This window comes from Leclercia sp. LSNIH1 (genome assembly GCF_002902985.1).
Classification (GTDB): Bacteria; Pseudomonadota; Gammaproteobacteria; order Enterobacterales; family Enterobacteriaceae; genus Enterobacter.
Window position 1 is genome coordinate 238,494 of the sequence record NZ_CP026171.1, and the last position, 22,421, is coordinate 260,914.

At 58.7% G+C, this 22,421-nt stretch carries 23 protein-coding genes and 5 pseudogenes; 11 read left to right on the top strand and 17 right to left on the bottom strand.

The window, feature by feature from the left end; all coding sequences use genetic code 11:
• Window positions 1–32: 32 nt before the first annotated feature.
• From merA to C2U54_RS27600, 5 genes and pseudogenes are all read left to right on the top strand, one after another.
• Window positions 33–1,718: a mercury(II) reductase gene (merA, locus tag C2U54_RS26485; protein ID WP_000209296.1), complete on the top strand. Its 1,686-nt coding sequence runs from the start codon at window positions 33–35 to the stop codon at window positions 1,716–1,718.
• A 17-nt stretch (window positions 1,719–1,735) separates the two neighbouring features.
• A complete protein-coding gene (gene merD, locus C2U54_RS26490) occupies window positions 1,736–2,101 on the top strand; it encodes a mercury resistance co-regulator MerD (protein ID WP_001277466.1) in 366 nt (121 codons plus the stop codon).
• Window positions 2,098–2,334 carry a broad-spectrum mercury transporter MerE gene (merE, locus tag C2U54_RS26495; protein ID WP_001087807.1) on the top strand — a complete coding sequence of 79 codons (237 nt, stop codon included), beginning with the start codon at window positions 2,098–2,100 and terminating at the stop codon, window positions 2,332–2,334. Before merD ends, merE begins: the two co-directional genes overlap by 4 nt.
• Before the next feature lie 50 nt (window positions 2,335–2,384).
• Window positions 2,385–2,612 (top strand): annotated as a pseudogene (locus C2U54_RS26505) (DUF3330 domain-containing protein); the annotation flags it as partial.
• Between the two features lie 32 nt (window positions 2,613–2,644).
• A pseudogene (locus C2U54_RS27600) lies at window positions 2,645–2,710 on the top strand (EAL domain-containing protein); the annotation flags it as partial.
• Between the two features lie 139 nt (window positions 2,711–2,849).
• Here C2U54_RS27600 and C2U54_RS26520 read toward each other — a convergent pair.
• The 13 genes and pseudogenes from C2U54_RS26520 to C2U54_RS26590 all read right to left on the bottom strand — a co-directional run bounded on the left by C2U54_RS26520 (window position 2,850) and on the right by C2U54_RS26590 (window position 12,996).
• Window positions 2,850–3,614 (bottom strand): IS6-like element IS6100 family transposase, encoded by a 765-nt coding sequence (locus C2U54_RS26520; protein WP_001389365.1) that lies wholly within the window; start codon window positions 3,612–3,614, stop codon window positions 2,850–2,852.
• A 117-nt stretch (window positions 3,615–3,731) separates the two neighbouring features.
• Window positions 3,732–3,800: pseudogene (locus tag C2U54_RS27605) on the bottom strand (EAL domain-containing protein); the annotation flags it as partial.
• 320 nt (window positions 3,801–4,120) lie between these two features.
• A complete protein-coding gene (locus C2U54_RS26530) occupies window positions 4,121–4,621 on the bottom strand; it encodes a GNAT family N-acetyltransferase (RefSeq protein WP_000376623.1) in 501 nt (166 codons plus the stop codon).
• 127 nt (window positions 4,622–4,748) lie between these two features.
• Window positions 4,749–5,588, bottom strand: a complete 840-nt coding sequence (sul1, locus tag C2U54_RS26540) for a sulfonamide-resistant dihydropteroate synthase Sul1 (RefSeq protein WP_000259031.1) — start codon at window positions 5,586–5,588, stop codon at window positions 4,749–4,751.
• Window positions 5,582–5,791: pseudogene (locus C2U54_RS26545) on the bottom strand (DMT family transporter); the annotation flags it as partial. The pseudogene C2U54_RS26545 and the gene sul1 (C2U54_RS26540), both read right to left, overlap by 7 nt.
• Window positions 5,788–6,444, bottom strand: a complete 657-nt coding sequence (locus tag C2U54_RS26550; RefSeq protein WP_012579084.1) for a quinolone resistance pentapeptide repeat protein QnrA1 — start codon at window positions 6,442–6,444, stop codon at window positions 5,788–5,790. The gene C2U54_RS26550 and the pseudogene C2U54_RS26545, both read right to left, overlap by 4 nt.
• A gap of 332 nt (window positions 6,445–6,776) precedes the next feature.
• A complete protein-coding gene (locus C2U54_RS26555) occupies window positions 6,777–8,318 on the bottom strand; it encodes an IS91-like element ISCR1 family transposase (protein WP_000050481.1) in 1,542 nt (513 codons plus the stop codon).
• Window positions 8,319–8,722: 404 nt separating this feature from the next.
• Entirely contained in the window at window positions 8,723–9,562 is an 840-nt protein-coding gene (gene sul1, locus C2U54_RS26560; RefSeq protein WP_000259031.1) for a sulfonamide-resistant dihydropteroate synthase Sul1, read from the bottom strand.
• Window positions 9,556–9,903, bottom strand: coding sequence for a quaternary ammonium compound efflux SMR transporter QacE delta 1 (locus C2U54_RS26565; protein WP_000679427.1), 348 nt, complete (start codon window positions 9,901–9,903; stop codon window positions 9,556–9,558). The genes sul1 (C2U54_RS26560) and C2U54_RS26565 overlap by 7 nt, the downstream gene beginning before the upstream one ends.
• Before the next feature lie 163 nt (window positions 9,904–10,066).
• Window positions 10,067–10,858 carry an ANT(3'')-Ia family aminoglycoside nucleotidyltransferase AadA1 gene (gene aadA1 / locus C2U54_RS26570; RefSeq protein WP_001206316.1) on the bottom strand — a complete coding sequence of 264 codons (792 nt, stop codon included), beginning with the start codon at window positions 10,856–10,858 and terminating at the stop codon, window positions 10,067–10,069.
• Window positions 10,859–11,270: 412 nt separating this feature from the next.
• Window positions 11,271–11,783, bottom strand: a complete 513-nt coding sequence (locus C2U54_RS26580; RefSeq protein WP_001102919.1) for a GNAT family N-acetyltransferase — start codon at window positions 11,781–11,783, stop codon at window positions 11,271–11,273.
• A gap of 118 nt (window positions 11,784–11,901) precedes the next feature.
• Window positions 11,902–12,366 carry an aminoglycoside N-acetyltransferase AAC(3)-Ia gene (gene aac(3)-Ia, locus C2U54_RS26585; RefSeq protein WP_002089484.1) on the bottom strand — a complete coding sequence of 155 codons (465 nt, stop codon included), beginning with the start codon at window positions 12,364–12,366 and terminating at the stop codon, window positions 11,902–11,904.
• Window positions 12,367–12,441: 75 nt separating this feature from the next.
• Complete coding sequence (locus tag C2U54_RS26590) at window positions 12,442–12,996, bottom strand: aminoglycoside N-acetyltransferase AAC(6')-Ib3 (RefSeq protein ID WP_032488579.1); 555 nt, start codon at window positions 12,994–12,996, stop codon at window positions 12,442–12,444.
• Between the two features lie 160 nt (window positions 12,997–13,156).
• Here C2U54_RS26590 and intI1 point away from each other — a divergent pair, with 160 nt between their 5' ends.
• Complete coding sequence (gene intI1, locus C2U54_RS26595; protein WP_000845054.1) at window positions 13,157–14,170, top strand: class 1 integron integrase IntI1; 1,014 nt, start codon at window positions 13,157–13,159, stop codon at window positions 14,168–14,170.
• A gap of 141 nt (window positions 14,171–14,311) precedes the next feature.
• On the opposite strand, the gene C2U54_RS26605 is transcribed toward intI1, so the two are convergent.
• Window positions 14,312–15,016, bottom strand: a complete 705-nt coding sequence (locus tag C2U54_RS26605) for an IS6-like element IS26 family transposase (protein ID WP_001067855.1) — start codon at window positions 15,014–15,016, stop codon at window positions 14,312–14,314.
• A 54-nt stretch (window positions 15,017–15,070) separates the two neighbouring features.
• Here C2U54_RS26605 and C2U54_RS26610 point away from each other — a divergent pair.
• Window positions 15,071–15,958 (top strand): annotated as a pseudogene (locus tag C2U54_RS26610) (oligosaccharide MFS transporter); the annotation flags it as partial.
• 30 nt (window positions 15,959–15,988) lie between these two features.
• Here the strand turns inward: C2U54_RS26610 and C2U54_RS26615 are convergent.
• Together C2U54_RS26615 and C2U54_RS26620 are read right to left on the bottom strand one after the other, a co-directional pair.
• Complete coding sequence (locus C2U54_RS26615) at window positions 15,989–17,077, bottom strand: AAA family ATPase (RefSeq protein ID WP_001620097.1); 1,089 nt, start codon at window positions 17,075–17,077, stop codon at window positions 15,989–15,991.
• A gap of 86 nt (window positions 17,078–17,163) precedes the next feature.
• Window positions 17,164–17,424, bottom strand: a complete 261-nt coding sequence (locus C2U54_RS26620) for a hypothetical protein (protein ID WP_001620096.1) — start codon at window positions 17,422–17,424, stop codon at window positions 17,164–17,166.
• Window positions 17,425–17,721: 297 nt separating this feature from the next.
• Between C2U54_RS26620 and C2U54_RS26625 the strand changes: the two genes are divergently transcribed.
• A complete protein-coding gene (locus C2U54_RS26625; protein ID WP_011117369.1) occupies window positions 17,722–18,582 on the top strand; it encodes an extended-spectrum class A beta-lactamase SHV-5 in 861 nt (286 codons plus the stop codon).
• Between the two features lie 20 nt (window positions 18,583–18,602).
• Here the strand turns inward: C2U54_RS26625 and C2U54_RS26630 are convergent, their stop codons facing one another.
• Window positions 18,603–19,364 (bottom strand): DeoR/GlpR family DNA-binding transcription regulator, encoded by a 762-nt coding sequence (locus tag C2U54_RS26630; RefSeq protein WP_002210513.1) that lies wholly within the window; start codon window positions 19,362–19,364, stop codon window positions 18,603–18,605.
• Between the two features lie 260 nt (window positions 19,365–19,624).
• On the opposite strand from C2U54_RS26630, the gene ltnD reads away from it, so the two are divergent.
• Genes ltnD through otnC form a run of 3 tightly spaced genes read left to right on the top strand, consistent with a single transcriptional unit; the run spans window position 19,625 to window position 22,417 of the window.
• On the top strand, window positions 19,625–20,527 hold the full coding sequence (ltnD, locus tag C2U54_RS26635) for an L-threonate dehydrogenase (protein ID WP_002210514.1): 903 nt from the start codon (window positions 19,625–19,627) through the stop codon (window positions 20,525–20,527).
• Between the two features lie 11 nt (window positions 20,528–20,538).
• On the top strand, window positions 20,539–21,804 hold the full coding sequence (gene otnK, locus C2U54_RS26640; protein WP_011117368.1) for a 3-oxo-tetronate kinase: 1,266 nt from the start codon (window positions 20,539–20,541) through the stop codon (window positions 21,802–21,804).
• The gene (gene otnC / locus C2U54_RS26645; protein ID WP_002210516.1) at window positions 21,797–22,417 is read left to right on the top strand and encodes a 3-oxo-tetronate 4-phosphate decarboxylase; all 621 of its coding nucleotides are present in this window, start codon (window positions 21,797–21,799) and stop codon (window positions 22,415–22,417) included. Before otnK ends, otnC begins: the two co-directional genes overlap by 8 nt.
• The last annotated feature ends 4 nt before the right edge of the window (window positions 22,418–22,421 follow it).

The window sequence follows — 22,421 nt, forward strand, 5'->3', positions numbered from 1 at the left end:
CAGCCGTAGCCACCACAGAAAAGGAAAAATACATGACCACCCTGAAAATCACCGGGATGACCTGCGACTCGTGCGCGGCTCACGTCAAGGAAGCCTTGGAGAAAGTGCCCGGCGTGCAATCGGCGCTGGTGTCCTATCCGAAGGGCACAGCGCAACTCGCCATTGAGGCGGGCACGTCATCGGATGCGCTGACTACCGCCGTGGCCGGACTGGGCTACGAGGCAACGCTTGCCGATGCGCCACCGACGGACAACCGCGCCGGCCTGCTCGACAAGATGCGCGGCTGGATAGGGGCCGCTGATAAGCCCAGTGGCAACGAACGCCCGTTGCAGGTCGTCGTCATTGGTAGCGGTGGAGCCGCGATGGCGGCAGCACTGAAGGCCGTCGAGCAAGGCGCGCAGGTCACGCTGATTGAGCGCGGCACCATCGGCGGCACCTGCGTCAACGTCGGTTGTGTGCCGTCCAAGATCATGATCCGCGCCGCCCACATCGCCCATCTGCGCCGGGAAAGCCCATTCGACGGCGGCATGCCACCCACACCGCCGACGATCTTGCGCGAGCGGCTGCTGGCCCAGCAGCAGGCCCGTGTCGAAGAACTCCGTCATGCCAAGTACGAAGGCATCCTGGACGGCAATTCAGCCATCACCGTTCTGCACGGTGAAGCGCGTTTCAAGGACGACCAGAGCCTTATCGTTAGTTTGAACGAGGGTGGCGAGCGCGTCGTGATGTTCGACCGCTGCCTGGTCGCCACGGGTGCCAGCCCGGCGGTCCCGCCGATTCCGGGCTTGAAAGAGTCACCCTACTGGACTTCCACCGAGGCCCTGGCGAGCGACACCATTCCCGAACGCCTTGCCGTAATCGGCTCGTCGGTGGTGGCGCTGGAGCTGGCGCAAGCCTTTGCCCGGCTGGGCAGCAAGGTCACGGCCCTGGCGCGCAATACCTTGTTCTTCCGTGAAGACCCGGCCATCGGCGAGGCGGTGACAGCCGCTTTCCGTGCCGAGGGCATCGAGGTGCTGGAGCACACGCAAGCCAGCCAGGTCGCCCATATGGACGGTGAATTCGTGCTGACCACCACGCACGGTGAATTGCGCGCCGACAAGCTGCTGGTCGCCACCGGCCGGACACCGAACACGCGCAGCCTGGCATTGGAAGCGGCGGGGGTAGCCGTCAATGCGCAGGGGGCCATCGTCATCGACAAGGGCATGCGCACCAGTAGCCCGAACATCTACGCGGCCGGCGACTGCACCGACCAGCCGCAGTTCGTCTATGTGGCGGCAGCGGCCGGCACTCGTGCGGCGATCAACATGACTGGCGGCGATGCGGCCCTGGACCTGACCGCAATGCCGGCCGTGGTGTTCACCGACCCGCAGGTCGCCACCGTGGGCTACAGCGAGGCGGAAGCACATCACGACGGGATCGAGACCGACAGTCGCCTGCTAACACTGGATAACGTGCCGCGTGCGCTTGCCAACTTCGACACACGCGGCTTCATCAAGCTGGTCATCGAGGAAGGTAGCGGACGGCTCATCGGCGTGCAAGCGGTGGCCCCGGAAGCGGGTGAACTGATCCAGACGGCGGTGCTCGCCATTCGCAACCGTATGACCGTGCAGGAACTGGCCGACCAATTGTTCCCCTACCTGACCATGGTCGAAGGGCTGAAGCTCGCGGCGCAGACCTTCAGCAAGGACGTGAAGCAGCTTTCGTGCTGCGCCGGATGAGGAAAAGGAGGTGTTCAATGAGCGCCTACACAGTGTCCCGGCTGGCCCTTGATGCCGGGGTGAGCGTGCATATCGTGCGCGACTACCTGCTGCGCGGATTGCTACGGCCGGTCGCGTACACCACGGGCGGCTACGGCTTGTTCGATGACACCGCGTTGCAACGGCTGCGCTTTGTACGGGCTGCCTTCGAAGCGGGTATCGGCCTGGACGCACTGGCGCGGCTGTGCCGGGCGCTGGATGCTGCGGACGGTGACGGTGCGTCTGCGCAGCTTGCCGTGTTGCGGCAACTCGTCGAGCGTCGGCGCGAGGCCCTGGCCAGCCTCGAAATGCAACTGGCCGCCATGCCAACCGAACCGGCACAGCACGCGGAGAGTCTGCCATGAACAGCCCAGAGCACTTGCCGTCTGAGACGCACAAACCGATCACCGGCTACTTGTGGGGCGCGCTGGCCGTGCTCACCTGTCCCTGCCATTTGCCGATTCTCGCCATTGTGCTAGCCGGCACGACGGCCGGCGCGTTCATCGGGGAGCACTGGGGTATTGCAGCCCTCACGCTGACCGGCTTGTTTGTCCTGTCTGTGACGCGGCTGCTGCGGGCCTTCAAGGGAAGATCATGACCGCTTCCCAGCCAGCCGAGAGTGGGCAGCTTTGAGCTTCGCTACCAATCTGGAGGAGTACCACCATGAACGCAAACGCCCCGAACACTGCCAGTTGCACCACCTGCTGCGTATGCTGCAAAGAAATTCCGCTCGATGCCGCCTTCACCCCGGAAGGCGCGGAATACGTCGAACATTTCTGCGGGCTGGATTGCTATGAACGCTTCCAGGCACGCGCCAAGGCCGCGACAGAATCTGACATTGCGCCTGTCCCTGGCGGTTCGCAGCCGTCAGATTGAGGCATACCCTAACTTGATGTCAGATGCCATGTGTCATTTTCAGAAGACGACTGCACCAGTTGATTGGGCGTAATGGCTGTTGTGCAGCCAGCTCCTGACAGTTCAATATCAGAAGTGATCTGCACCAATCTCGACTATGCTCAATACTCGTGTGCACCAAAGCGAGGTGAGCATGGCGACGGAGGCTCTGTTGCAAAGATTGGCGGCAGTCAGAGGTAGGCTGTCGCTCTGCGCCGATCAGGCGGCTGCTGCGAAATGGTGGTTGAGCATGCCCATGGCCTCCGTCAGCGCCGAGGGCCCAATGCCAAAAGCTCTCTCCACAAGGCGCACCTCGCCCCTGATGCCGGGCTGCAGGCACCAGGGGCGAGCCTGTCCTTTGCGCAGGGCTCGCATGACTTCGAATCCCTTGATCGTGGCATAGGCCGTGGGGATCGATTTGAAACCGCGCACCGGCTTGATCAGTATCTTGAGCTTTCCGTGATCGGCCTCGATCACGTTATTGAGATACTTCACCTGCCGGTGGGCCGTCTCCCGGTCCAGCTTTCCTTCGCGCTTCAATTCGGTGATCGCTGCACCATAGCTCGGCGCTTTGTCGGTATTGAGCGTGGCAGGCTTTTCCCAGTGCTTCAGGCCTCGCAGGGCCTTGCCCAGGAACCGCTTCGCTGCCTTGGCGCTGCGGGTCGGCGACAGGTAGAAATCGATCGTGTCGCCCCGCTTGTCGACTGCCCGGTACAGGTAGGTCCACTTGCCCCGCACCTTGACGTAGGTTTCATCCAGGCGCCAGCTCGGATCAAAGCCACGCCGCCAGAACCAGCGCAGCCGCTTCTCCATCTCCGGGGCGTAGCACTGGACCCAGCGATAGATCGTCGTATGGTCGACCGAAATGCCGCGTTCCGCCAGCATTTCCTCAAGGTCGCGATAGCTGATCGGATAGCGACAATACCAGCGCACCGCCCACAGGATCACATCACCCTGGAAATGGCGCCACTTGAAATCCGTCATCGTTCCGTCCGTCCAATCTCCGCCAAGCATGCTCAAGCTTCACGATTTTTGCAACAGAGCCCACACGAGTATTGAGCATAGTCGAGATTGGTGCAGATCACTTCTGATATTGAACTGTCAGGAGCTGGCTGCACAACAGCCATTACGCCCAATCAACTGGTGCAGTCGTCTTCTGAAAATGACATTTGGTATCTCTCATAAACGGATGTTTTTGAGAGAACTATCTTCGGCCTTCACACGCACGAAAGGCGGCGAAGCTCCGCCGTTAATCCGTCCGCCGGAGATCTCGCCCAGGCAGGCTGAAGGCCGAGCAAGCCTGACAGGCCCGAAAAGCCCGGCACGGGCGTCGGCGGCGATGACGGCGGCGGCATTATCCAGGGTTGATGATGGAAGTGGAGGATATCGACAACCTCTCGCGCAACCAAGACATCGCGGTCGGACTGCAAGTGATCTTGAAGCCACGGGCCCGTCCCACCCCGACATGGACCTCGATGCCCGAACGGACGTTAGATTTCGAGTTCTAGGCGTTCTGCGATGAAGGTTGGATCCCAGCCGGGATTGAAAGTGTCGACGTGGGTGAATCCGAGCCGCTCGTATAGGCCACGCAGGTTCGGGTGGCAGTCGAGCCGCAGCTTGGCGCACCCCTGCGTTCGCGCGGCATGGCGGCAAGCCTCGATCAGCGCGGAGCTGACACCCCGGCCCGCATGTGTCCGTCGCACCGCGAGCTTGTGCAGATATGCGGCCTCCCCCTTGAGGGCGTCGGGCCAGAACTCGGGATCCTCGGCCGACAAGGTGCAACAGCCGACGATGCCGTCGCTGCAACTCGCGACTAGGAGCTCGGATCTCAGGACGAAGGTCTCCGCGAATGTCCGGTCGATCCGCGCGACGTCCCAGGCGGGCGTTCCCTTGGCGGACATCCACGCCGCAGCGTCGTGCATCAGCCGCACAACCTCGTCGATATCACCCGAGCAGGCGACCCGAACGTTCGGAGGCTCCTCGCTGTCCATTCGCTCCCCTGGCGCGGTATGAACCGCCGCCTCATAGTGCAGTTTGATCCTGACGAGCCCAGCATGTCTGCGCCCACCTTCGCGGAACCTGACCAGGGTCCGCTAGCGGGCGGCCGGAAGGTGAATGCTAGGCATGATCTAACCCTCGGTCTCTGGCGTCGCGACTGCGAAATTTCGCGAGGGTTTCCGAGAAGGTGATTGCGCTTCGCAGATCTCCAGGCGCGTGGGTGCGGACGTAGTCAGCGCCATTGCCGATCGCGTGAAGTTCCGCCGCAAGGCTCGCTGGACCCAGATCCTTTACAGGAAGGCCAACGGTGGCGCCCAAGAAGGATTTCCGCGACACCGAGACCAATAGCGGAAGCCCCAACGCCGACTTCAGCTTTTGAAGGTTCGACAGCACGTGCAGCGATGTTTCCGGTGCGGGGCTCAAGAAAAATCCCATCCCCGGATCGAGGATGAGCCGGTCGGCAGCGACCCCGCTCCGTCGCAAGGCGGAAACCCGCGCCTCGAAGAACCGCACAATCTCGTCGAGCGCGTCTTCGGGTCGAAGGTGACCGGTGCGGGTGGCGATGCCATCCCGCTGCGCTGAGTGCATAACCACCAGCCTGCAGTCCGCCTCAGCAATATCGGGATAGAGCGCAGGGTCAGGAAATCCTTGGATATCGTTCAGGTAGCCCACGCCGCGCTTGAGCGCATAGCGCTGGGTTTCCGGTTGGAAGCTGTCGATTGAAACACGGTGCATCTGATCGGACAGGGCGTCTAAGAGCGGCGCAATACGTCTGATCTCATCGGCCGGCGATACAGGCCTCGCGTCCGGATGGCTGGCGGCCGGTCCGACATCCACGACGTCTGATCCGACTCGCAGCATTTCGATCGCCGCGGTGACAGCGCCGGCGGGGTCTAGCCGCCGGCTCTCATCGAAGAAGGAGTCCTCGGTGAGATTCAGAATGCCGAACACCGTCACCATGGCGTCGGCCTCCGCAGCGACTTCCACGATGGGGATCGGGCGAGCAAAAAGGCAGCAATTATGAGCCCCATACCTACAAAGCCCCACGCATCAAGCTTTTGCCCATGAAGCAACCAGGCAATGGCTGTAATTATGACGACGCCGAGTCCCGACCAGACTGCATAAGCAACACCGACAGGGATGGATTTCAGAACCAGAGCTAATCCGGCAGCACTATTACTCCCAAGGGTTCCAGCAGTTGCTCCTGTTGCCAGGCACAGATCTTGACTCCTTCGAGGTTGACCCGTCTGGGGTCGAGCCCATCCAGATCGGCAAAGGTTAGGTCACAGCCCCGCAGATTGACCTGTTGCCAACAGTCGCGGGAGAAGGTGCCGCGGCTGAGATCTGAGCCCATCAAGGAAGCGCCGCTGAGATTGGCATTGCTCCAGTTGTTTTCAAACAGCTCGCATTTTTCCAGGCATTGGCCACTCAAGTTGGTATAGGCCAGGTTGCAACCTGAGATATAAGCCGAGCAGAAGTACATCTTATGGCTGACTTGATTGTAGAAGCGGGCCCGGGAAAAGTTGGCGCCCTTGAGATCGCACTCCCTGAACTCTATGCCAAAGCAGTTGGCACCGCTGAAGTTGGCCAAAGACAGACGGCAGGCCTTGAAACTGGCATCGCGCAGATCGGCATAGCTGAAGTGACACCCTTCAACGGCGCCGCTTTCAATGAAACTGCAATCCTCGAAACTGGCATCCTGCAGCTGACAGTGGCTGAAGTCACACTGATAAAAGCGGCAGCGGCGAAAACGGCTGTCACTCAAATCCTGGCGTGAGAAATCCTCTTGCTGAAAAACTTTATCAATAATATCCATACGGCTTCCTTTAATCAGGGAGGGTGCTAACTCTTTCGGCGAGCTTTGCCTAGGCAGGCAAACATGGGGTTGGTTCGCGCCTTCCCAACAACCTTTGCAGGGGTATAGGAAGTATAAACCACCTTTTTGCTCCTCATCCGAAGTATCTTACCTGAAATTCCCTCACTCGTTTACCGCTCAAGCCCCAATTTTAACTGCCGGTCCAGCCTAAACCGCTCTAATAAGGTTCGATTTGGCGGTAAAATCTCTAGCCTGATAGCTCGAGAGATACAAACTGCCCCACCGCCCCGTTTAAAAGTTGGCAGTGTTGAGCAGTGTTGGATTTGGGGTCGTCAGTCAAAGAGACGACTCTGTGATGGATCGAACAGGCTGGGAGTCAGTGGCGGCGCTCGTTCTGGTGGCAGCTCACGCTGCTTGGCGGCATTCGCCTTGGCTGTTTTCTGTTTCAGATGCTTGAGAATCTGCTCAATGACCTTCGGATCTTCGATGCTGGCAATCACTTTGACGTGACCGCCGCAGTGTTCGCAGACTTCAATATCAATATTGAAGACTCGCTTGAGGCGTTGCATCCAGGTCATGGCGCGGTGGCGCTCTGCAGGACTCTTGTCACGCCAGTTAGTATCGAGACCTTCCGATTTGTCGGGCTTCTTGCCCCGCTTGGCGGGTGTTACTTGAACTCGGTGTTTGCTGTTCGGTGCAAAGACGCCGTGGAAGCGTGTGAGGTTGACTCGCGGCTTAGGTACCAACGCAGCGAGTTTGGCGATGAAGTCCAGCGGCTCGAAGATCACATGGGTGGTGCCATTGCGGTACGGAGTTTTGAGCTCGTAACGCACCTGCCCATTGGCGGTTAATGCCAGACGTTTTTCTGAAACCGCTGGCCGACTAATGTAGCGACACAAGCGCTCAAGCTTATCCCGCTGATGCGCTTCGGCCATCACACCGGCGTGTAGCGAGAAACCAGCATGGTTGGCTACTCGACTGCTTGAGTCGGCTTTATCCTCACGCCCTGGCAAGGTTTGCAGGGTGAAGACTTTGCGCCCTTGCTGGGGGCCGACGGCAATGCGATACGTAACCGAAGCACCATGTAATTGAGTCAGCGTATCGTCTTCGCCCTCTTCCAGTGTCAACCACGTATTCTCGGCATCACGCTCCAAAATCCCACGCTTTTCCATGCAGCGAGCGATGCGATGGCTGAGGGTGTGAGCGAGCGTATTCAGCTCATCGTAAGTGGGTGCCTTGACACGATGGAAGCGTTGCTTGCCATAGTCATCTTCGGCATAGACACCATCGAGAAACAGCATGTGGTAGTGGACATTGAGATTTAGCGCGGAGCCAAAGCGTTGGATAAGAGTCACTGAGCCAGTTTGTGCAGAGGCTTTGGTGTAACCGGCTTTTTTGATCAGATGAGTTGAGAGTGTACGATAGACGATACTCAAGACCTGGCCCATCAGCTGGGGATGGCGAGCCAGCAAAAAGCGTAGCTGGAAAGGAAAGCTGAGCACCCACTGGCGAATGGGCTCCTTGGGGAAGACTTCGTCTATCAGCAGCGCCGCACTCTCGGCCATCCGGCGGGCACCGCAGCTAGGGCAAAAGCCGCGTCGTTTACAGCTGAAGGCGACCAGACGCTCGTGATGACAATCCTCGCAGCGAACCCGCATGAAACCATACTCCAGACGGCCACATTGGAGGAGGTCGTTGAATTCTTGTTGGATGTAGCGAGGCAGGTGTTGACCTTGGGCTTCGAGTGAGGCTTTGAAGGCTGGGTAGTGCTGCTCAACCAGCTGGTAGAGCAGCGTCTGGTCGGGTTGGTGGCGTTCGTAACCGTTTGTTTGAGTGGGCGATTGACTCGCCGTGGCGTTCCTTGCCAGCGACATGGGTATCCTCCGCTGATACTGTGGTTATGTACAGTATCAGCGGCTTGCGTTCAGACGTCCAGTCTGGCCCTAGACATCGCTAAATGCTTAACCCGCAATAGCCCTCACGAGTTGTTATCAGCCACTACCGGTTGAGCGAGAAGGTTTTGGGTTCAGGGTGCTATTGCTCCACCAATCACAATACTGAAGCCCCAACTGTTATCAGTTGGGGCTTTTTCTTGTCTGTTTGCGGCGGTTGCGTTTTATCGGTAGTCGTCGAGCTCTGCACCATCCCACATAAGAGCTTAACGGTGCGATCTTCAACGCCATCACACAAAACTTTCTTTTTCACGCACAGTCAACTTATTGGATGTTTTATTAACAACCCAAAAGGAGATATTTAGCGGGCGGCCGGAAGGTGAATGCTAGGCATGATCTAACCCTCGGTCTCTGGCGTCGCGACTGCGAAATTTCGCGAGGGTTTCCGAGAAGGTGATTGCGCTTCGCAGATCTCCAGGCGCGTGGGTGCGGACGTAGTCAGCGCCATTGCCGATCGCGTGAAGTTCCGCCGCAAGGCTCGCTGGACCCAGATCCTTTACAGGAAGGCCAACGGTGGCGCCCAAGAAGGATTTCCGCGACACCGAGACCAATAGCGGAAGCCCCAACGCCGACTTCAGCTTTTGAAGGTTCGACAGCACGTGCAGCGATGTTTCCGGTGCGGGGCTCAAGAAAAATCCCATCCCCGGATCGAGGATGAGCCGGTCGGCAGCGACCCCGCTCCGTCGCAAGGCGGAAACCCGCGCCTCGAAGAACCGCACAATCTCGTCGAGCGCGTCTTCGGGTCGAAGGTGACCGGTGCGGGTGGCGATGCCATCCCGCTGCGCTGAGTGCATAACCACCAGCCTGCAGTCCGCCTCAGCAATATCGGGATAGAGCGCAGGGTCAGGAAATCCTTGGATATCGTTCAGGTAGCCCACGCCGCGCTTGAGCGCATAGCGCTGGGTTTCCGGTTGGAAGCTGTCGATTGAAACACGGTGCATCTGATCGGACAGGGCGTCTAAGAGCGGCGCAATACGTCTGATCTCATCGGCCGGCGATACAGGCCTCGCGTCCGGATGGCTGGCGGCCGGTCCGACATCCACGACGTCTGATCCGACTCGCAGCATTTCGATCGCCGCGGTGACAGCGCCGGCGGGGTCTAGCCGCCGGCTCTCATCGAAGAAGGAGTCCTCGGTGAGATTCAGAATGCCGAACACCGTCACCATGGCGTCGGCCTCCGCAGCGACTTCCACGATGGGGATCGGGCGAGCAAAAAGGCAGCAATTATGAGCCCCATACCTACAAAGCCCCACGCATCAAGCTTTTGCCCATGAAGCAACCAGGCAATGGCTGTAATTATGACGACGCCGAGTCCCGACCAGACTGCATAAGCAACACCGACAGGGATGGATTTCAGAACCAGAGAAAGAAAATAAAATGCGATGCCATAACCGATTATGACAACGGCGGAAGGGGCAAGCTTAGTAAAGCCCTCGCTAGATTTTAATGCGGATGTTGCGATTACTTCGCCAACTATTGCGATAACAAGAAAAAGCCAGCCTTTCATGATATATCTCCCAATTTGTGTAGGGCTTATTATGCACGCTTAAAAATAATAAAAGCAGACTTGACCTGATAGTTTGGCTGTGAGCAATTATGTGCTTAGTGCATCTAACGCTTGAGTTAAGCCGCGCCGCGAAGCGGCGTCGGCTTGAACGAATTGTTAGACATTATTTGCCGACTACCTTGGTGATCTCGCCTTTCACGTAGTGGACAAATTCTTCCAACTGATCTGCGCGCGAGGCCAAGCGATCTTCTTCTTGTCCAAGATAAGCCTGTCTAGCTTCAAGTATGACGGGCTGATACTGGGCCGGCAGGCGCTCCATTGCCCAGTCGGCAGCGACATCCTTCGGCGCGATTTTGCCGGTTACTGCGCTGTACCAAATGCGGGACAACGTAAGCACTACATTTCGCTCATCGCCAGCCCAGTCGGGCGGCGAGTTCCATAGCGTTAAGGTTTCATTTAGCGCCTCAAATAGATCCTGTTCAGGAACCGGATCAAAGAGTTCCTCCGCCGCTGGACCTACCAAGGCAACGCTATGTTCTCTTGCTTTTGTCAGCAAGATAGCCAGATCAATGTCGATCGTGGCTGGCTCGAAGATACCTGCAAGAATGTCATTGCGCTGCCATTCTCCAAATTGCAGTTCGCGCTTAGCTGGATAACGCCACGGAATGATGTCGTCGTGCACAACAATGGTGACTTCTACAGCGCGGAGAATCTCGCTCTCTCCAGGGGAAGCCGAAGTTTCCAAAAGGTCGTTGATCAAAGCTCGCCGCGTTGTTTCATCAAGCCTTACGGTCACCGTAACCAGCAAATCAATATCACTGTGTGGCTTCAGGCCGCCATCCACTGCGGAGCCGTACAAATGTACGGCCAGCAACGTCGGTTCGAGATGGCGCTCGATGACGCCAACTACCTCTGATAGTTGAGTCGATACTTCGGCGATCACCGCTTCCCTCATGATGTTTAACGCCCAGCTTCAGACGCGCGGAGGCCGTAAGGCCGTAGCGTCGGCTGGAAGCATTGGTTAGAGCATGAGCGATTTACTGTATTCATGGCTTTCGAAAAATTGTATCTGCACAGGTTGCTAGTACGACGTACACAATAGGCCCGAGCAGTATGAGCGCCGCCCAGCCCTGAGGAGAACTTGGCGCTTTACCCGCGTAGGTGACGATCTCCACCACCAGTAGCGCCCAGGCCGCAAGGAATATGGCGATGTTTCGCGGCCTTAACCAAGTGCGCTTCTGAGCCTTGTCTAGAAGATTCACCACGTCACTACCGTCAAAGAAGTGGTGGCCGCAGTGAGCGCAACGATGTGCATCTACGAAATTCTGGCGGCCACAGCGTGCGCAGTTCATTTTTGCTCTAACGCCCTAGCTAAGCCGACGGACAGCCCGCAGGGCTGGCCGGTCGGCTTGAGCGCCATGTTGGGCGACAACTGCCTTGCGCATTGCATACCTACGGAACATGACGCCTCCACGGGAGACATTTTGCTCCTCAACTACACTGAAACCATGCCGCAGGAAAAAGGGCTTGGCGACCAGACTGGCTTCTGTGAAGAGCGAAACACCTGGGAGGGCTTTCTCAACCTCACGGTACAGAACAGACGCGACGCCCCGACGCTCGGAACCCGGTGCGGTGTAAAGAAACTCGATGTGGCCGCTAAGCTCGTAAGAGATGAACCCGATAACCGCATCTCCCTCAATTGCTAGAAGAGTCTGTAGGCCAGATAAGCGAGCTGACCAAGCCTCTATATCTGCGGGACGCGGTGCCCACGCATTCCTTTGCGAAGCGTCATAGTGAGACGCTCCAAGTACATGAATAGACTCAGTAAATACGACTGCGATAGAGGCGACGTCAGATTCAGTGCAAGTGCGTACGTTCATATCGGTTTTCTTGTTGCCCAACGCCTGAGTTAAGCCGGAGCGCTTTGCGGCCGCGGCGTTGTGACAATTTTTCCGAACAACTCCGCGGCCGCGAAGCGATCTCGGCTTGAACGAATTGTTAGGTGGCGGTACTTGGGTCGATATCAAAGTGCATCACTTCTTCCCGTATGCCCAACTTTGTATAGAGAGCCACTGCGGGATCGTCACCGTAATCTGCTTGCACGTAGATCACATAAGCACCAAGCGCGTTGGCCTCATGCTTGAGGAGATTGATGAGCGCGGTGGCAATGCCTTGCCTCCGGTGCTCGCCGGAGACTGCGAGATCATAGATATAGATCTCACTACGCGCCTGCTCAAACTTTGGCAGAACGTAAGCCGCGAGAGCGCCAACAACCGCTTCTTGGTCGAAGGCAGCAAGCGCGATGAATGTCTTACTACGGAGCAAGTTCCCGAGGTAATCGGAGTCCGGCTGATGTTGGGAGTAGGTGGCTACGTCTCCGAACTCACGACCGAAAAGATCAAGAGCAGCCCTCATGGATTTGACTTGGTCAGGGCCGAGCCTACATGTGCGAATGATGCCCATACTTGAGCCACCTAACGTTTGACATGAGGGGCGGCCAAGGGCGCCAGCCCTTGGACGTCCCCCTCGATGGAAGGGTTAGGCATCACTGCGTGTTCGCTCGAATGCCTGGCGTGTTTGAACCATGTACACGGCTGGACCATCTGGGGTGGTTACGGTACCTTGCCTCTCAAACCCCGCTTTCTCGTAGCATCGGATCGCTCGCAAGTTGCTCGGCGACGGGTCCGTTTGGATCTTGGTGACCTCGGGATCATTGAACAGCAACTCAACCAGAGCTCGAACCAGCTTGGTTCCCAAGCCTTTGCCCAGTTGTGATGCATTCGCCAGTAACTGGTCTATTCCGCGTACTCCTGGATCGGTTTCTTCTTCCCACCATCCGTCCCCGCTTCCAAGAGCAACGTACGACTGGGCATACCCAATCGGCTCTCCATTCAGCATTGCAATGTATGGAGTGACGGACTCTTGCGCTAAAACGCTTGGCAAGTACTGTTCCTGTACGTCAGCAAGTGTCGGGCGTGCTTCTTCTCCGCCCCACCACTCGACGATATGAGATCGATTTAGCCACTCATAGAGCATCGCAAGGTCATGCTCAGTCATGAGGCGCAGTGTGACGGAATCGTTGCTGTTGGTCACGATGCTGTACTTTGTGATGCCTAACTTTGTTTTAGGGCGACTGCCCTGCTGCGTAACATCGTTGCTGCTCCATAACATCAAACATCGACCCACGGCGTAACGCGCTTGCTGCTTGGATGCCCGAGGCATAGACTGTACAAAAAAACAGTCATAACAAGCCATGAAAACCGCCACTGCGCCGTTACCACCGCTGCGTTCGGTCAAGGTTCTGGACCAGTTGCGTGAGCGCATACGCTACTTGCATTACAGTTTACGAACCGAACAGGCTTATGTCAACTGGGTTCGTGCCTTCATCCGTTTCCACGGTGTGCGTCACCCGGCAACCTTGGGCAGCAGCGAAGTCGAGGCATTTCTGTCCTGGCTGGCGAACGAGCGCAAGGTTTCGGTCTCCACGCATCGTCAGGCATTGGCGGCCTTGCTGTTCTTCTACGGCAAGGTGCTGTGCACGGATCTGCCCTGGCTTCAGGAGATCGGAAGACCTCGGCCGTCGCGGCGCTTGCCGGTGGTGCTGACCCCGGATGAAGTGGTTCGCATCCTCGGTTTTCTGGAAGGCGAGCATCGTTTGTTCGCCCAGCTTCTGTATGGAACGGGCATGCGGATCAGTGAGGGTTTGCAACTGCGGGTCAAGGATCTGGATTTCGATCACGGCACGATCATCGTGCGGGAGGGCAAGGGCTCCAAGGATCGGGCCTTGATGTTACCCGAGAGCTTGGCACCCAGCCTGCGCGAGCAGCTGTCGCGTGCACGGGCATGGTGGCTGAAGGACCAGGCCGAGGGCCGCAGCGGCGTTGCGCTTCCCGACGCCCTTGAGCGGAAGTATCCGCGCGCCGGGCATTCCTGGCCGTGGTTCTGGGTTTTTGCGCAGCACACGCATTCGACCGATCCACGGAGCGGTGTCGTGCGTCGCCATCACATGTATGACCAGACCTTTCAGCGCGCCTTCAAACGTGCCGTAGAACAAGCAGGCATCACGAAGCCCGCCACACCGCACACCCTCCGCCACTCGTTCGCGACGGCCTTGCTCCGCAGCGGTTACGACATTCGAACCGTGCAGGATCTGCTCGGCCATTCCGACGTCTCTACGACGATGATTTACACGCATGTGCTGAAAGTTGGCGGTGCCGGAGTGCGCTCACCGCTTGATGCGCTGCCGCCCCTCACTAGTGAGAGGTAGGGCAGCGCAAGTCAATCCTGGCGGATTCACTACCCCTGCGCGAAGGCCATCGGTGCCGCATCGAACGGCCGGTTGCGGAAAGTCCTCCCGGCACTGTTGCAAAGTTAGCGATGAGGCAGCCTTTTGTCTTATTCAAAGGCCTTACATTTCAAAAACTCTGCTTACCAGGCGCATTTCGCCCAGGGGATCACCATAATAAAATGCTGAGGCCTGGCCTTTGCGTAGTGCACGCATCACCTCAATACCTTTGATGGTGGCGTAAGCCGTCTTCATGGATTTAAATCCCAGCGTGGCGCCGATTATCCGTTTCAGTTTGCCATGATCGCATTCAATCACGTTGTTCCGGTACTTAATCTGTCGGTGTTCAACGTCAGACGGGCACCGGCCTTCGCGTTTGAGCAGAGCAAGCGCGCGACCATAGGCGGGCGCTTTATCCGTGTTGATGAATCGCGGGATCTGCCACTTCTTCACGTTGTTGAGGATTTTACCCAGAAACCGGTATGCAGCTTTGCTGTTACGACGGGAGGAGAGATAAAAATCGACAGTGCGGCCCCGGCTGTCGACGGCCCGGTACAGATACGCCCAGCGGCCATTGACCTTCACGTAGGTTTCATCCATGTGCCACGGGCAAAGATCGGAAGGGTTACGCCAGTACCAGCGCAGCCGTTTTTCCATTTCAGGCGCATAACGCTGAACCCAGCGGTAAATCGTGGAGTGATCGACATTCACTCCGCGTTCAGCCAGCATCTCCTGCAGCTCACGGTAACTGATGCCGTATTTGCAGTACCAGCGTACGGCCCACAGAATGATGTCACGCTGAAAATGCCGGCCTTTGAATGGGTTCATGTGCAGCTCCATCAGCAAAAGGGGATGATAAGTTTATCACCACCGACTATTTGCAACAGTGCCGTGGAAGCTTATATCGAACGCGTCAGCCGGGCCAACCGCTTTGAATATGGCAAAGTGCGGGTCGCAGGCTGCGTCGGCTGGGCGCTATGCGCCTCGATAACCGGCGTGCTGTTCGGCATCGATCCCAATATCACCTTCTGGATCGCCTCCGGCTTTGCGCTGGTGCTCGGTCTGCTGCTCTGGCTGTCGCGGCCGGAAAGCAGCAACAGCGCCCAGGTTATCGAGGCGCTGGGCGCCAATCGCCAGGCCTTTTCGCTGCGTACGGCGGCAGAGCTGCTGCGTATGCCGCGCTTCTGGGGCTTTATCGTCTATGTGGTGGGTGTCGCCAGCGTCTACGACGTGTTTGACCAGCAGTTCGCCAACTTTTTCAAAAGCTTTTTCGCCAGTCCGCAGCGCGGTACCGAAGTGTTTGGCTTCGTCACCACCGGCGGCGAGTTGCTCAACGCGCTGATCATGTTCTGCGCGCCGGCCATCGTTAACCGCATCGGCGCCAAAAACGCCCTGCTGACCGCGGGGATGATCATGTCGGTGCGTATTCTCGGGTCGTCCTTCGCCTCATCGGCAGTCGAGGTGGTGATCCTCAAGATGCTGCATATGTTTGAGATCCCCTTCCTGCTGGTGGGAACTTTTAAATATATCTCTTCCGCCTTTAACCCGCGCCTCTCGGCCACCCTGTTCCTGATCGGTTTTAATCTGTCAAAACAGCTGTCCGGGGTGGTGCTTTCCGCCTGGGTGGGCCGGATGTACGACACCGTCGGCTTCCATCAGGCCTATCTGATCCTCGGCTGCATAACCCTGAGCTTCACCCTGCTCTCGTTCGTCACCCTACGCGGCGGCAACCGTCTGCTGCCGACCGCAGAGACGCAGAGCCCCGCCTGACTCCAGCGCCCCCGTCAGGGATGACGGGCTTCACTCGACAATCCGCGTCTCCCCGCCGCGATTCTCCAGCGCATAGCGCTGACAAGGCGCCCCGGCGGCGATAAGCTCCGCCAGCTCCGCCGAGTGGCTGGTCAGCCAGATCTGGCTGTAGCGCGAGGCCTCGATAATCAGCCGGGCCAGCGCGGGCAACATGTCGCGATGCAGGCTGTTCTCCGGTTCATTGATCGCCAGAAACGCCGGCGGGCGCGGACTGAGCAGCGCGACGGCGAGGCACAAAAAGCGCAGCGTACCGTCGGACATCTCCGCCGCCAGCAGCGGGCGGCGGATCCCTTCGCGACGCATTTTCAGAGCGAAACGCGAGTGCTCGTTTTCACAATAAAACTGGCAGCCGGGAAAGGCGTCGGCAAGGATTTCATGCAAAATCTCCTCCGCGCCGATCTCGACAATGGTCTGAAAGGCGGCGGCGAGATTCTGGCCATCGCTGTCGAGGACTGGCGAACGGTAACCCACGGCCGGCTGACGCAGTGGCGAATGACGGCCAATCGCGAATTCATGATAAAACCGCCAACGGCGCAGCGTCTCCCGCACTCGCGATACTTCGGGAAAACGGTGCGGCTCGCCAAGCTGACCGAACACCGACTCATTTTCATAAATACTCTCGGTGAAAGTACTTTTCTCCCCGGTGACATCGACGAGAAACGCCGCCTGATTCTTGCGCTGCAGTACGCGGGAGGAAGGCCGGCGGGAGTAGCCGGCCAGCCAGATATTCTCTTCTTTAACGATAGGATCGAGCATGAATTGCGTCGGATAGGGCAATTTTTCAGGGAAGCCTATCTGCAGTTCATAATCGAAGCTGTCGGTCCGGCAGGCGATTTGCAGCCGGCGGGGGTGACGATCGAGGGGCGAACGCTCCCCGGACCACATCATATTCTCCAGACCGCCCTCTTCGCTGATAAACCCCGAAAGCCTGCCCTCAGCGGCAGCGGTCAGCAGGTGGATGGCGTTATAAATATTGGATTTACCGCAGCCGTTAGGGCCGAAGACAATGTTCAGCGGCCCGAGCTCCAGCGCGATATCCTTTACTGAGCGAAAATTTTGAATACGAATGTACTGAATCATTATGCGTCCGGCCCTGGAAATAGAAGGCTGCCACAGTAGCACAGCGGCGCCCGGCATACCCTCTTACGCCCCCTTTCGGGCAGGGTTTAACAGAACATTTTTTTCATTCCACGGGTCAGGGCGACCCGCGTCAGCTTATCGCTATCCTGATGGGCGTCGCTGAAAACGCCAAAAAAATAGCGTTCATCGTCAATGGTTTGGCTAACAATTCGGTAGCTCAACGATTGCCCGGATAGCGCACCGTACTGCGCAGGCGTCACCGAGACTTCGGTCGCGTCATCGGCGACGCTGACCAACAGCCCGTCCGCCTTACCGCCCACCAGCATGACCTTAATTATCGGGTGCACCAGTTCCTCCCGGGATGGCATATAGCGTTGGCGAACCGCAGGGACCGGCGGGCGTGGTGATCGGCAAACAGCGACGCCCGACAGAGTGCGGTATTTAGTACTTTCTTATAGTTCATCACGGCCTTGAGTCAAAAAATAGCGTGCTTAGGCAGGGCTAGATATTGATTATTCGAAATAAAAGATGAAAAATGATGAAGGAAAAAAGAGGAATTGTGAATCAGCAAAACGCCGGGTTATTCTTATTTGTCGCTTCTTTACTCGCCTTTATCGGCCCTCACTCAAGGATGTATTGTGGTTATGCGTTATATTCGCCTGTGTATTATCTCCCTGTTAGCCACCCTGCCGCTGGCGGTACACGCCAGCCCGCAGCCGCTTGAGCAAATTAAACTAAGCGAAAGCCAGCTGTCGGGCCGCGTAGGCATGATAGAAATGGATCTGGCCAGCGGCCGCACGCTGACCGCCTGGCGCGCCGATGAACGCTTTCCCATGATGAGCACCTTTAAAGTAGTGCTCTGCGGCGCAGTGCTGGCGCGGGTGGATGCCGGTGACGAACAGCTGGAGCGAAAGATCCACTATCGCCAGCAGGATCTGGTGGACTACTCGCCGGTCAGCGAAAAACACCTTGCCGACGGCATGACGGTCGGCGAACTCTGCGCCGCCGCCATTACCATGAGCGATAACAGCGCCGCCAATCTGCTACTGGCCACCGTCGGCGGCCCCGCAGGATTGACTGCCTTTTTGCGCCAGATCGGCGACAACGTCACCCGCCTTGACCGCTGGGAAACGGAACTGAATGAGGCGCTTCCCGGCGACGCCCGCGACACCACTACCCCGGCCAGCATGGCCGCGACCCTGCGCAAGCTGCTGACCAGCCAGCGTCTGAGCGCCCGTTCGCAACGGCAGCTGCTGCAGTGGATGGTGGACGATCGGGTCGCCGGACCGTTGATCCGCTCCGTGCTGCCGGCGGGCTGGTTTATCGCCGATAAGACCGGAGCTAGCAAGCGGGGTGCGCGCGGGATTGTCGCCCTGCTTGGCCCGAATAACAAAGCAGAGCGCATTGTGGTGATTTATCTGCGGGATACCCCGGCGAGCATGGCCGAGCGAAATCAGCAAATCGCCGGGATCGGCGCGGCGCTGATCGAGCACTGGCAACGCTAACCCGGCGGTGGCCGCGCGCGTTATCCGGCCCGCAGCACCTCGCAGGCGTGCCGGGCGATATGACTGGCGGCGGCATCGGAAAGATGCCGGTCGGTAATGATGGTGGTGAACCGGGTCAAAGGTAACGCCATAAACGTGGCCACCTGATTGTATTTCGAACTGTCGCACAGCAGGATGCTTCTCGCGCTGACCTGGCTGACGGTCTCCTTGACGGTAACCTTGTTCTCATCAGGGGTGAATATCCCGCGACTGTCCCAGCCGCTGGCGGAGATAAAGGCCGTATCGATAGCCAGGTGGCGTAACGTACGCGCCGCCGATTCGCCCACGCAGGAGCGGTTCTCCCGGCACAGAGTGCCGCCGGTGTGGATCACGCCGCACTGGCTGGCATCGATCAGCAGCTGGGTTATCTCAAAATCATTGGTGACCACCTGGAGATCGTTCCGGTCGAGGATCGCCCGCGCCAGCGCCAGGGTGGTAGTCCCGGCATCCAGATAGATGCAACTGTTTTTAGCGATATGACTCGCCGCCAGCGCGCCGATCGCCTGTTTCTCCTCACTCTGCAGCGTGCTTTTCACCAGATGACTGGGTTCCGCAGCCAGCCGGCTGACGGCGCGCACGCCGCCCGAGACGCTGACCAGCAGCCCCTGCTCCTCCAGTTTACTGACGTCCCGACGGATGGTCATATGGGACACGCCGAGGATCTCCGTCAGCTCGTTAATGCTTACCGCCCCACGCTGCTCCACCAGGGCTAAAATACGCTGATGTCGTTCTATTGGAATCACCGCTCTCCCCTTACCATTTTTTCACACCAGGCGTCACCACCCAGGCTACGGCCCTGGCGACACCCGGTGTTGTTATCGCGCTTTGCCGCTGTTTTTAGGCTATTTTAGGGCAAGAATCGCCGTTGTGCAGCCTCTTTCCGCCTGTGAATTTTTTATATTCATGTGGGTTATTCGTGATAACTCTCACATAAATTCACATGATAACGCTTTATTCTATCATTAAATCACATTAATTAACTAATGTTCACAAGGAGACCAGCATGGCTGCACACACTAACGTCTGCGTGATTGGACTGGGTTCAATGGGCATGGGCGCCGCCCGCGCCTGCCTGCAGGCGGGCCTGAACACCTGGGGCGTTGACATCAATCCCGACAACTGTCGCGCACTGCTGGCGGCGGGCGCCAATGGCGCGGGCCCCAGCGCGGTGCCGTTCGCCGCGGAACTGGATGCAGTTGTGCTGCTGGTGGTCAATGCCGCCCAGGTGCGGGGGATCCTGTTCGGCGAGAGCGGCCTCGCCGCCCATCTGAAGCCGGGCACCGTCGTGATGGTGTCGTCCACCATCGCTTCCGCCGATGCTCAGGCCATTGCCGAGGCGCTGGCGGAGTACCAGCTATTGATGCTCGACGCGCCGGTATCGGGCGGCGCCGTGAAAGCGGCCGCCGGCGACATGACGGTGATGGCCTCCGGGAGCGATGCCGCCTTTGCCCGCCTCGCGCCGGTGCTGGACGCCGTGGCCGGCAAAGTCTACCGCATAGGGAGCGACATTGGTCTTGGCTCGACGGTAAAAATTATCCATCAGCTGCTGGCCGGGGTGCACATCGCCGTTGCCGCCGAAGCGATGGCGCTTGCCGCCCGCGCCGGGATCCCACTCGAAACGATGTATGACGTGGTCACCCACGCGGCGGGTAATTCATGGATGTTTGAGAATCGCATGCAGCACGTCCTGGATGGCGATTACTCGCCAAAATCCGCTGTCGATATTTTTGTCAAAGATCTCGGGCTGGTGAATGACACTGCCCGGGCGCTGACCTTCCCGCTGCCGCTCGCTACCACCGCGCTGAATATGTTCACCTCCGCCAGTAATGCCGGATTCGGTCGGGAAGATGACAGCGCGGTGATCAAGATTTTCAACGGCATCACCCTGCCGGGCCATAAACAGTGAGGAGAGACAACATGCAGCTTGGTGTCATTGCCGATGACTTCACCGGCGCCACGGATATTGCCAGCTTCCTCGTGCGCAACGGCATGCCGACGGTGCAACTGAATGGCGTGCCGACCCGCGATCTTCCGCTGACCAGCGAGGCGGTGGTCATCAGCCTGAAAACTCGCTCCTGCCCGGCGGAAATGGCCGTCAGCCAGTCGCTGGCGGCCCTGCGCTGGCTGCAGGCCCAGGGCTGTCAGCAGTTTTATTTCAAGTACTGTTCCACTTTCGACAGCACCGCGCAGGGCAACATTGGCCCGGTGCTGGATGCCCTGCTGGCCGAGCTGGGTGAGACGCGGACGGTGATTTCCCCGGCGCTGCCGGTTAACGGCCGCACGGTCTATCAGGGATATCTGTTCGTCGGCGAGCAACTGCTGAATGAGTCCGGGATGCGCCACCATCCGGTGACGCCGATGGAGGATGCGCACCTGGGCCGCTTAATTGAGCGCCAGGGGCGCGGAAAAGCCGCGCTGATTGCCTGGCCGATTGTCGACCGGGGGCCGGAGGCGGTCGCCGCCGCGCTGGCGGCAGTCAACGATCCGGCGGTGCGCTATGTGGTGCTCGACGCCCTCAGCGAACAGGATCTGCTCACCCAGGGCGTGGCGCTGCGGGAGATGAAGCTGGTCTCCGGCGGTTCCGGCCTCGCCATCGGCCTCGCCCGCGACTTGGCGCAGCGCCATGGCGCCCGGGGTGAAAGCGCTCAGGCCGGCATGCCGCTGGTCGGCCCGGCGGTGGTGCTCTCGGGCTCCTGCTCGGTGATGACCAACAGCCAGGTGGCGGCCTATCGTCAACAGGCCCCCGCCCGCGCCGTCGACTTAAGCGCCTGCTTTACCGATCTGGAGAGCTACGTCAGGACGCTGACTGACTGGGTGGACGCGCAGCGCGATGCGCCGCTGGCGCCGATGATCTATGCCACCACCGAGCCGCAAACGCTGCAGCGGATCCAGGCGCAGTATGGCGACAAGGCCAGCAGCGAACGGGTGGAACAGCTGTTTGCCGCTCTTGCCGCCGCCCTGAAGGCGAAAGGATTTACCCGCTTTATTGTGGCCGGAGGGGAAACGTCGAGCATTGTGGCGCAGACCCTGGGGGTTGAGGCGTTCCATATTGGGCCGACCATCTCCCCTGGCGTGCCCTGGGTGCGTGACACCCGCCAGCCGCTCTCCCTGGCGCTGAAGTCAGGTAACTTCGGCGATATCCAGTTCTTTGCCCGTGCCCAGCAGGAGTTTCGTCATGACTGAGCAACAACTGCGAGAGGAAATGGTGCAGATTGGCGCCTCGTTATTTAGCCGCGGCTATGCCACCGGCTCCGCTGGCAATCTGTCGCTGCTGCTGCCGGACGGCAACCTGCTGGCGACGCCGACCGGCGCCTGCCTCGGCGAACTGCAGGCTCAGCGGTTGTCGGTGGTGACGCTGCAAGGAGAATGGATCTCCGGCGACAAACCGTCGAAAGAGGTCACTTTTCACCGGGCAGTCTATTTGCACAACCCGGCCTGCAAGGCGATCGTCCACTTGCACAGCCACTATCTGACCGCGCTCTCCTGCCTGCAGGGGCTCGATCCGCACAACTGTATCCGCCCCTTTACCCCCTATGTGGTGATGCGCGTCGGCGACGTCCCGGTGGTTCCCTACTACCGGCCGGGCGATGACCGTATTGCCCAGGCGCTGGCCGGGCTGGCGCCCCGCTATAACGCCTTTTTACTGGCCAACCACGGACCGGTGGTTACTGGCTCATCGCTGCGCGAAGCCACCAACAATACCGAGGAACTGGAAGAGACCGCACGGCTGATATTTACCCTCGGCAACCGCGAGATCCGCTACCTGACCGCTGACGAAGTAAAAGAACTGAGATAAAACC

Bases quoted from the DNA above. Each gene is read 5' to 3' on its own strand.
- merA (WP_000209296.1), top strand. From the start codon at position 33: ATGACCACCCTGAAAATCACCGGGATGACCTGCGACTCGTGCGCGGCT.
- merD (WP_001277466.1), top strand. From the start codon at position 1,736: ATGAGCGCCTACACAGTGTCCCGGCTGGCCCTTGATGCCGGGGTGAGC.
- merE (WP_001087807.1), top strand. From the start codon at position 2,098: ATGAACAGCCCAGAGCACTTGCCGTCTGAGACGCACAAACCGATCACC.
- C2U54_RS26520 (WP_001389365.1), bottom strand. From the start codon at position 3,614: ATGACGGATTTCAAGTGGCGCCATTTCCAGGGTGATGTGATCCTGTGG.
- C2U54_RS26530 (WP_000376623.1), bottom strand. From the start codon at position 4,621: ATGGACAGCGAGGAGCCTCCGAACGTTCGGGTCGCCTGCTCGGGTGAT.
- sul1 (WP_000259031.1), bottom strand. From the start codon at position 5,588: ATGGTGACGGTGTTCGGCATTCTGAATCTCACCGAGGACTCCTTCTTC.
- C2U54_RS26550 (WP_012579084.1), bottom strand. From the start codon at position 6,444: ATGGATATTATTGATAAAGTTTTTCAGCAAGAGGATTTCTCACGCCAG.
- C2U54_RS26555 (WP_000050481.1), bottom strand. From the start codon at position 8,318: ATGTCGCTGGCAAGGAACGCCACGGCGAGTCAATCGCCCACTCAAACA.
- sul1 (WP_000259031.1), bottom strand. From the start codon at position 9,562: ATGGTGACGGTGTTCGGCATTCTGAATCTCACCGAGGACTCCTTCTTC.
- C2U54_RS26565 (WP_000679427.1), bottom strand. From the start codon at position 9,903: ATGAAAGGCTGGCTTTTTCTTGTTATCGCAATAGTTGGCGAAGTAATC.
- aadA1 (WP_001206316.1), bottom strand. From the start codon at position 10,858: ATGAGGGAAGCGGTGATCGCCGAAGTATCGACTCAACTATCAGAGGTA.
- C2U54_RS26580 (WP_001102919.1), bottom strand. From the start codon at position 11,783: ATGAACGTACGCACTTGCACTGAATCTGACGTCGCCTCTATCGCAGTC.
- intI1 (WP_000845054.1), top strand. From the start codon at position 13,157: ATGAAAACCGCCACTGCGCCGTTACCACCGCTGCGTTCGGTCAAGGTT.
- C2U54_RS26605 (WP_001067855.1), bottom strand. From the start codon at position 15,016: ATGAACCCATTCAAAGGCCGGCATTTTCAGCGTGACATCATTCTGTGG.
- C2U54_RS26615 (WP_001620097.1), bottom strand. From the start codon at position 17,077: ATGATTCAGTACATTCGTATTCAAAATTTTCGCTCAGTAAAGGATATC.
- C2U54_RS26625 (WP_011117369.1), top strand. From the start codon at position 17,722: ATGCGTTATATTCGCCTGTGTATTATCTCCCTGTTAGCCACCCTGCCG.
- ltnD (WP_002210514.1), top strand. From the start codon at position 19,625: ATGGCTGCACACACTAACGTCTGCGTGATTGGACTGGGTTCAATGGGC.
- otnK (WP_011117368.1), top strand. From the start codon at position 20,539: ATGCAGCTTGGTGTCATTGCCGATGACTTCACCGGCGCCACGGATATT.
- otnC (WP_002210516.1), top strand. From the start codon at position 21,797: ATGACTGAGCAACAACTGCGAGAGGAAATGGTGCAGATTGGCGCCTCG.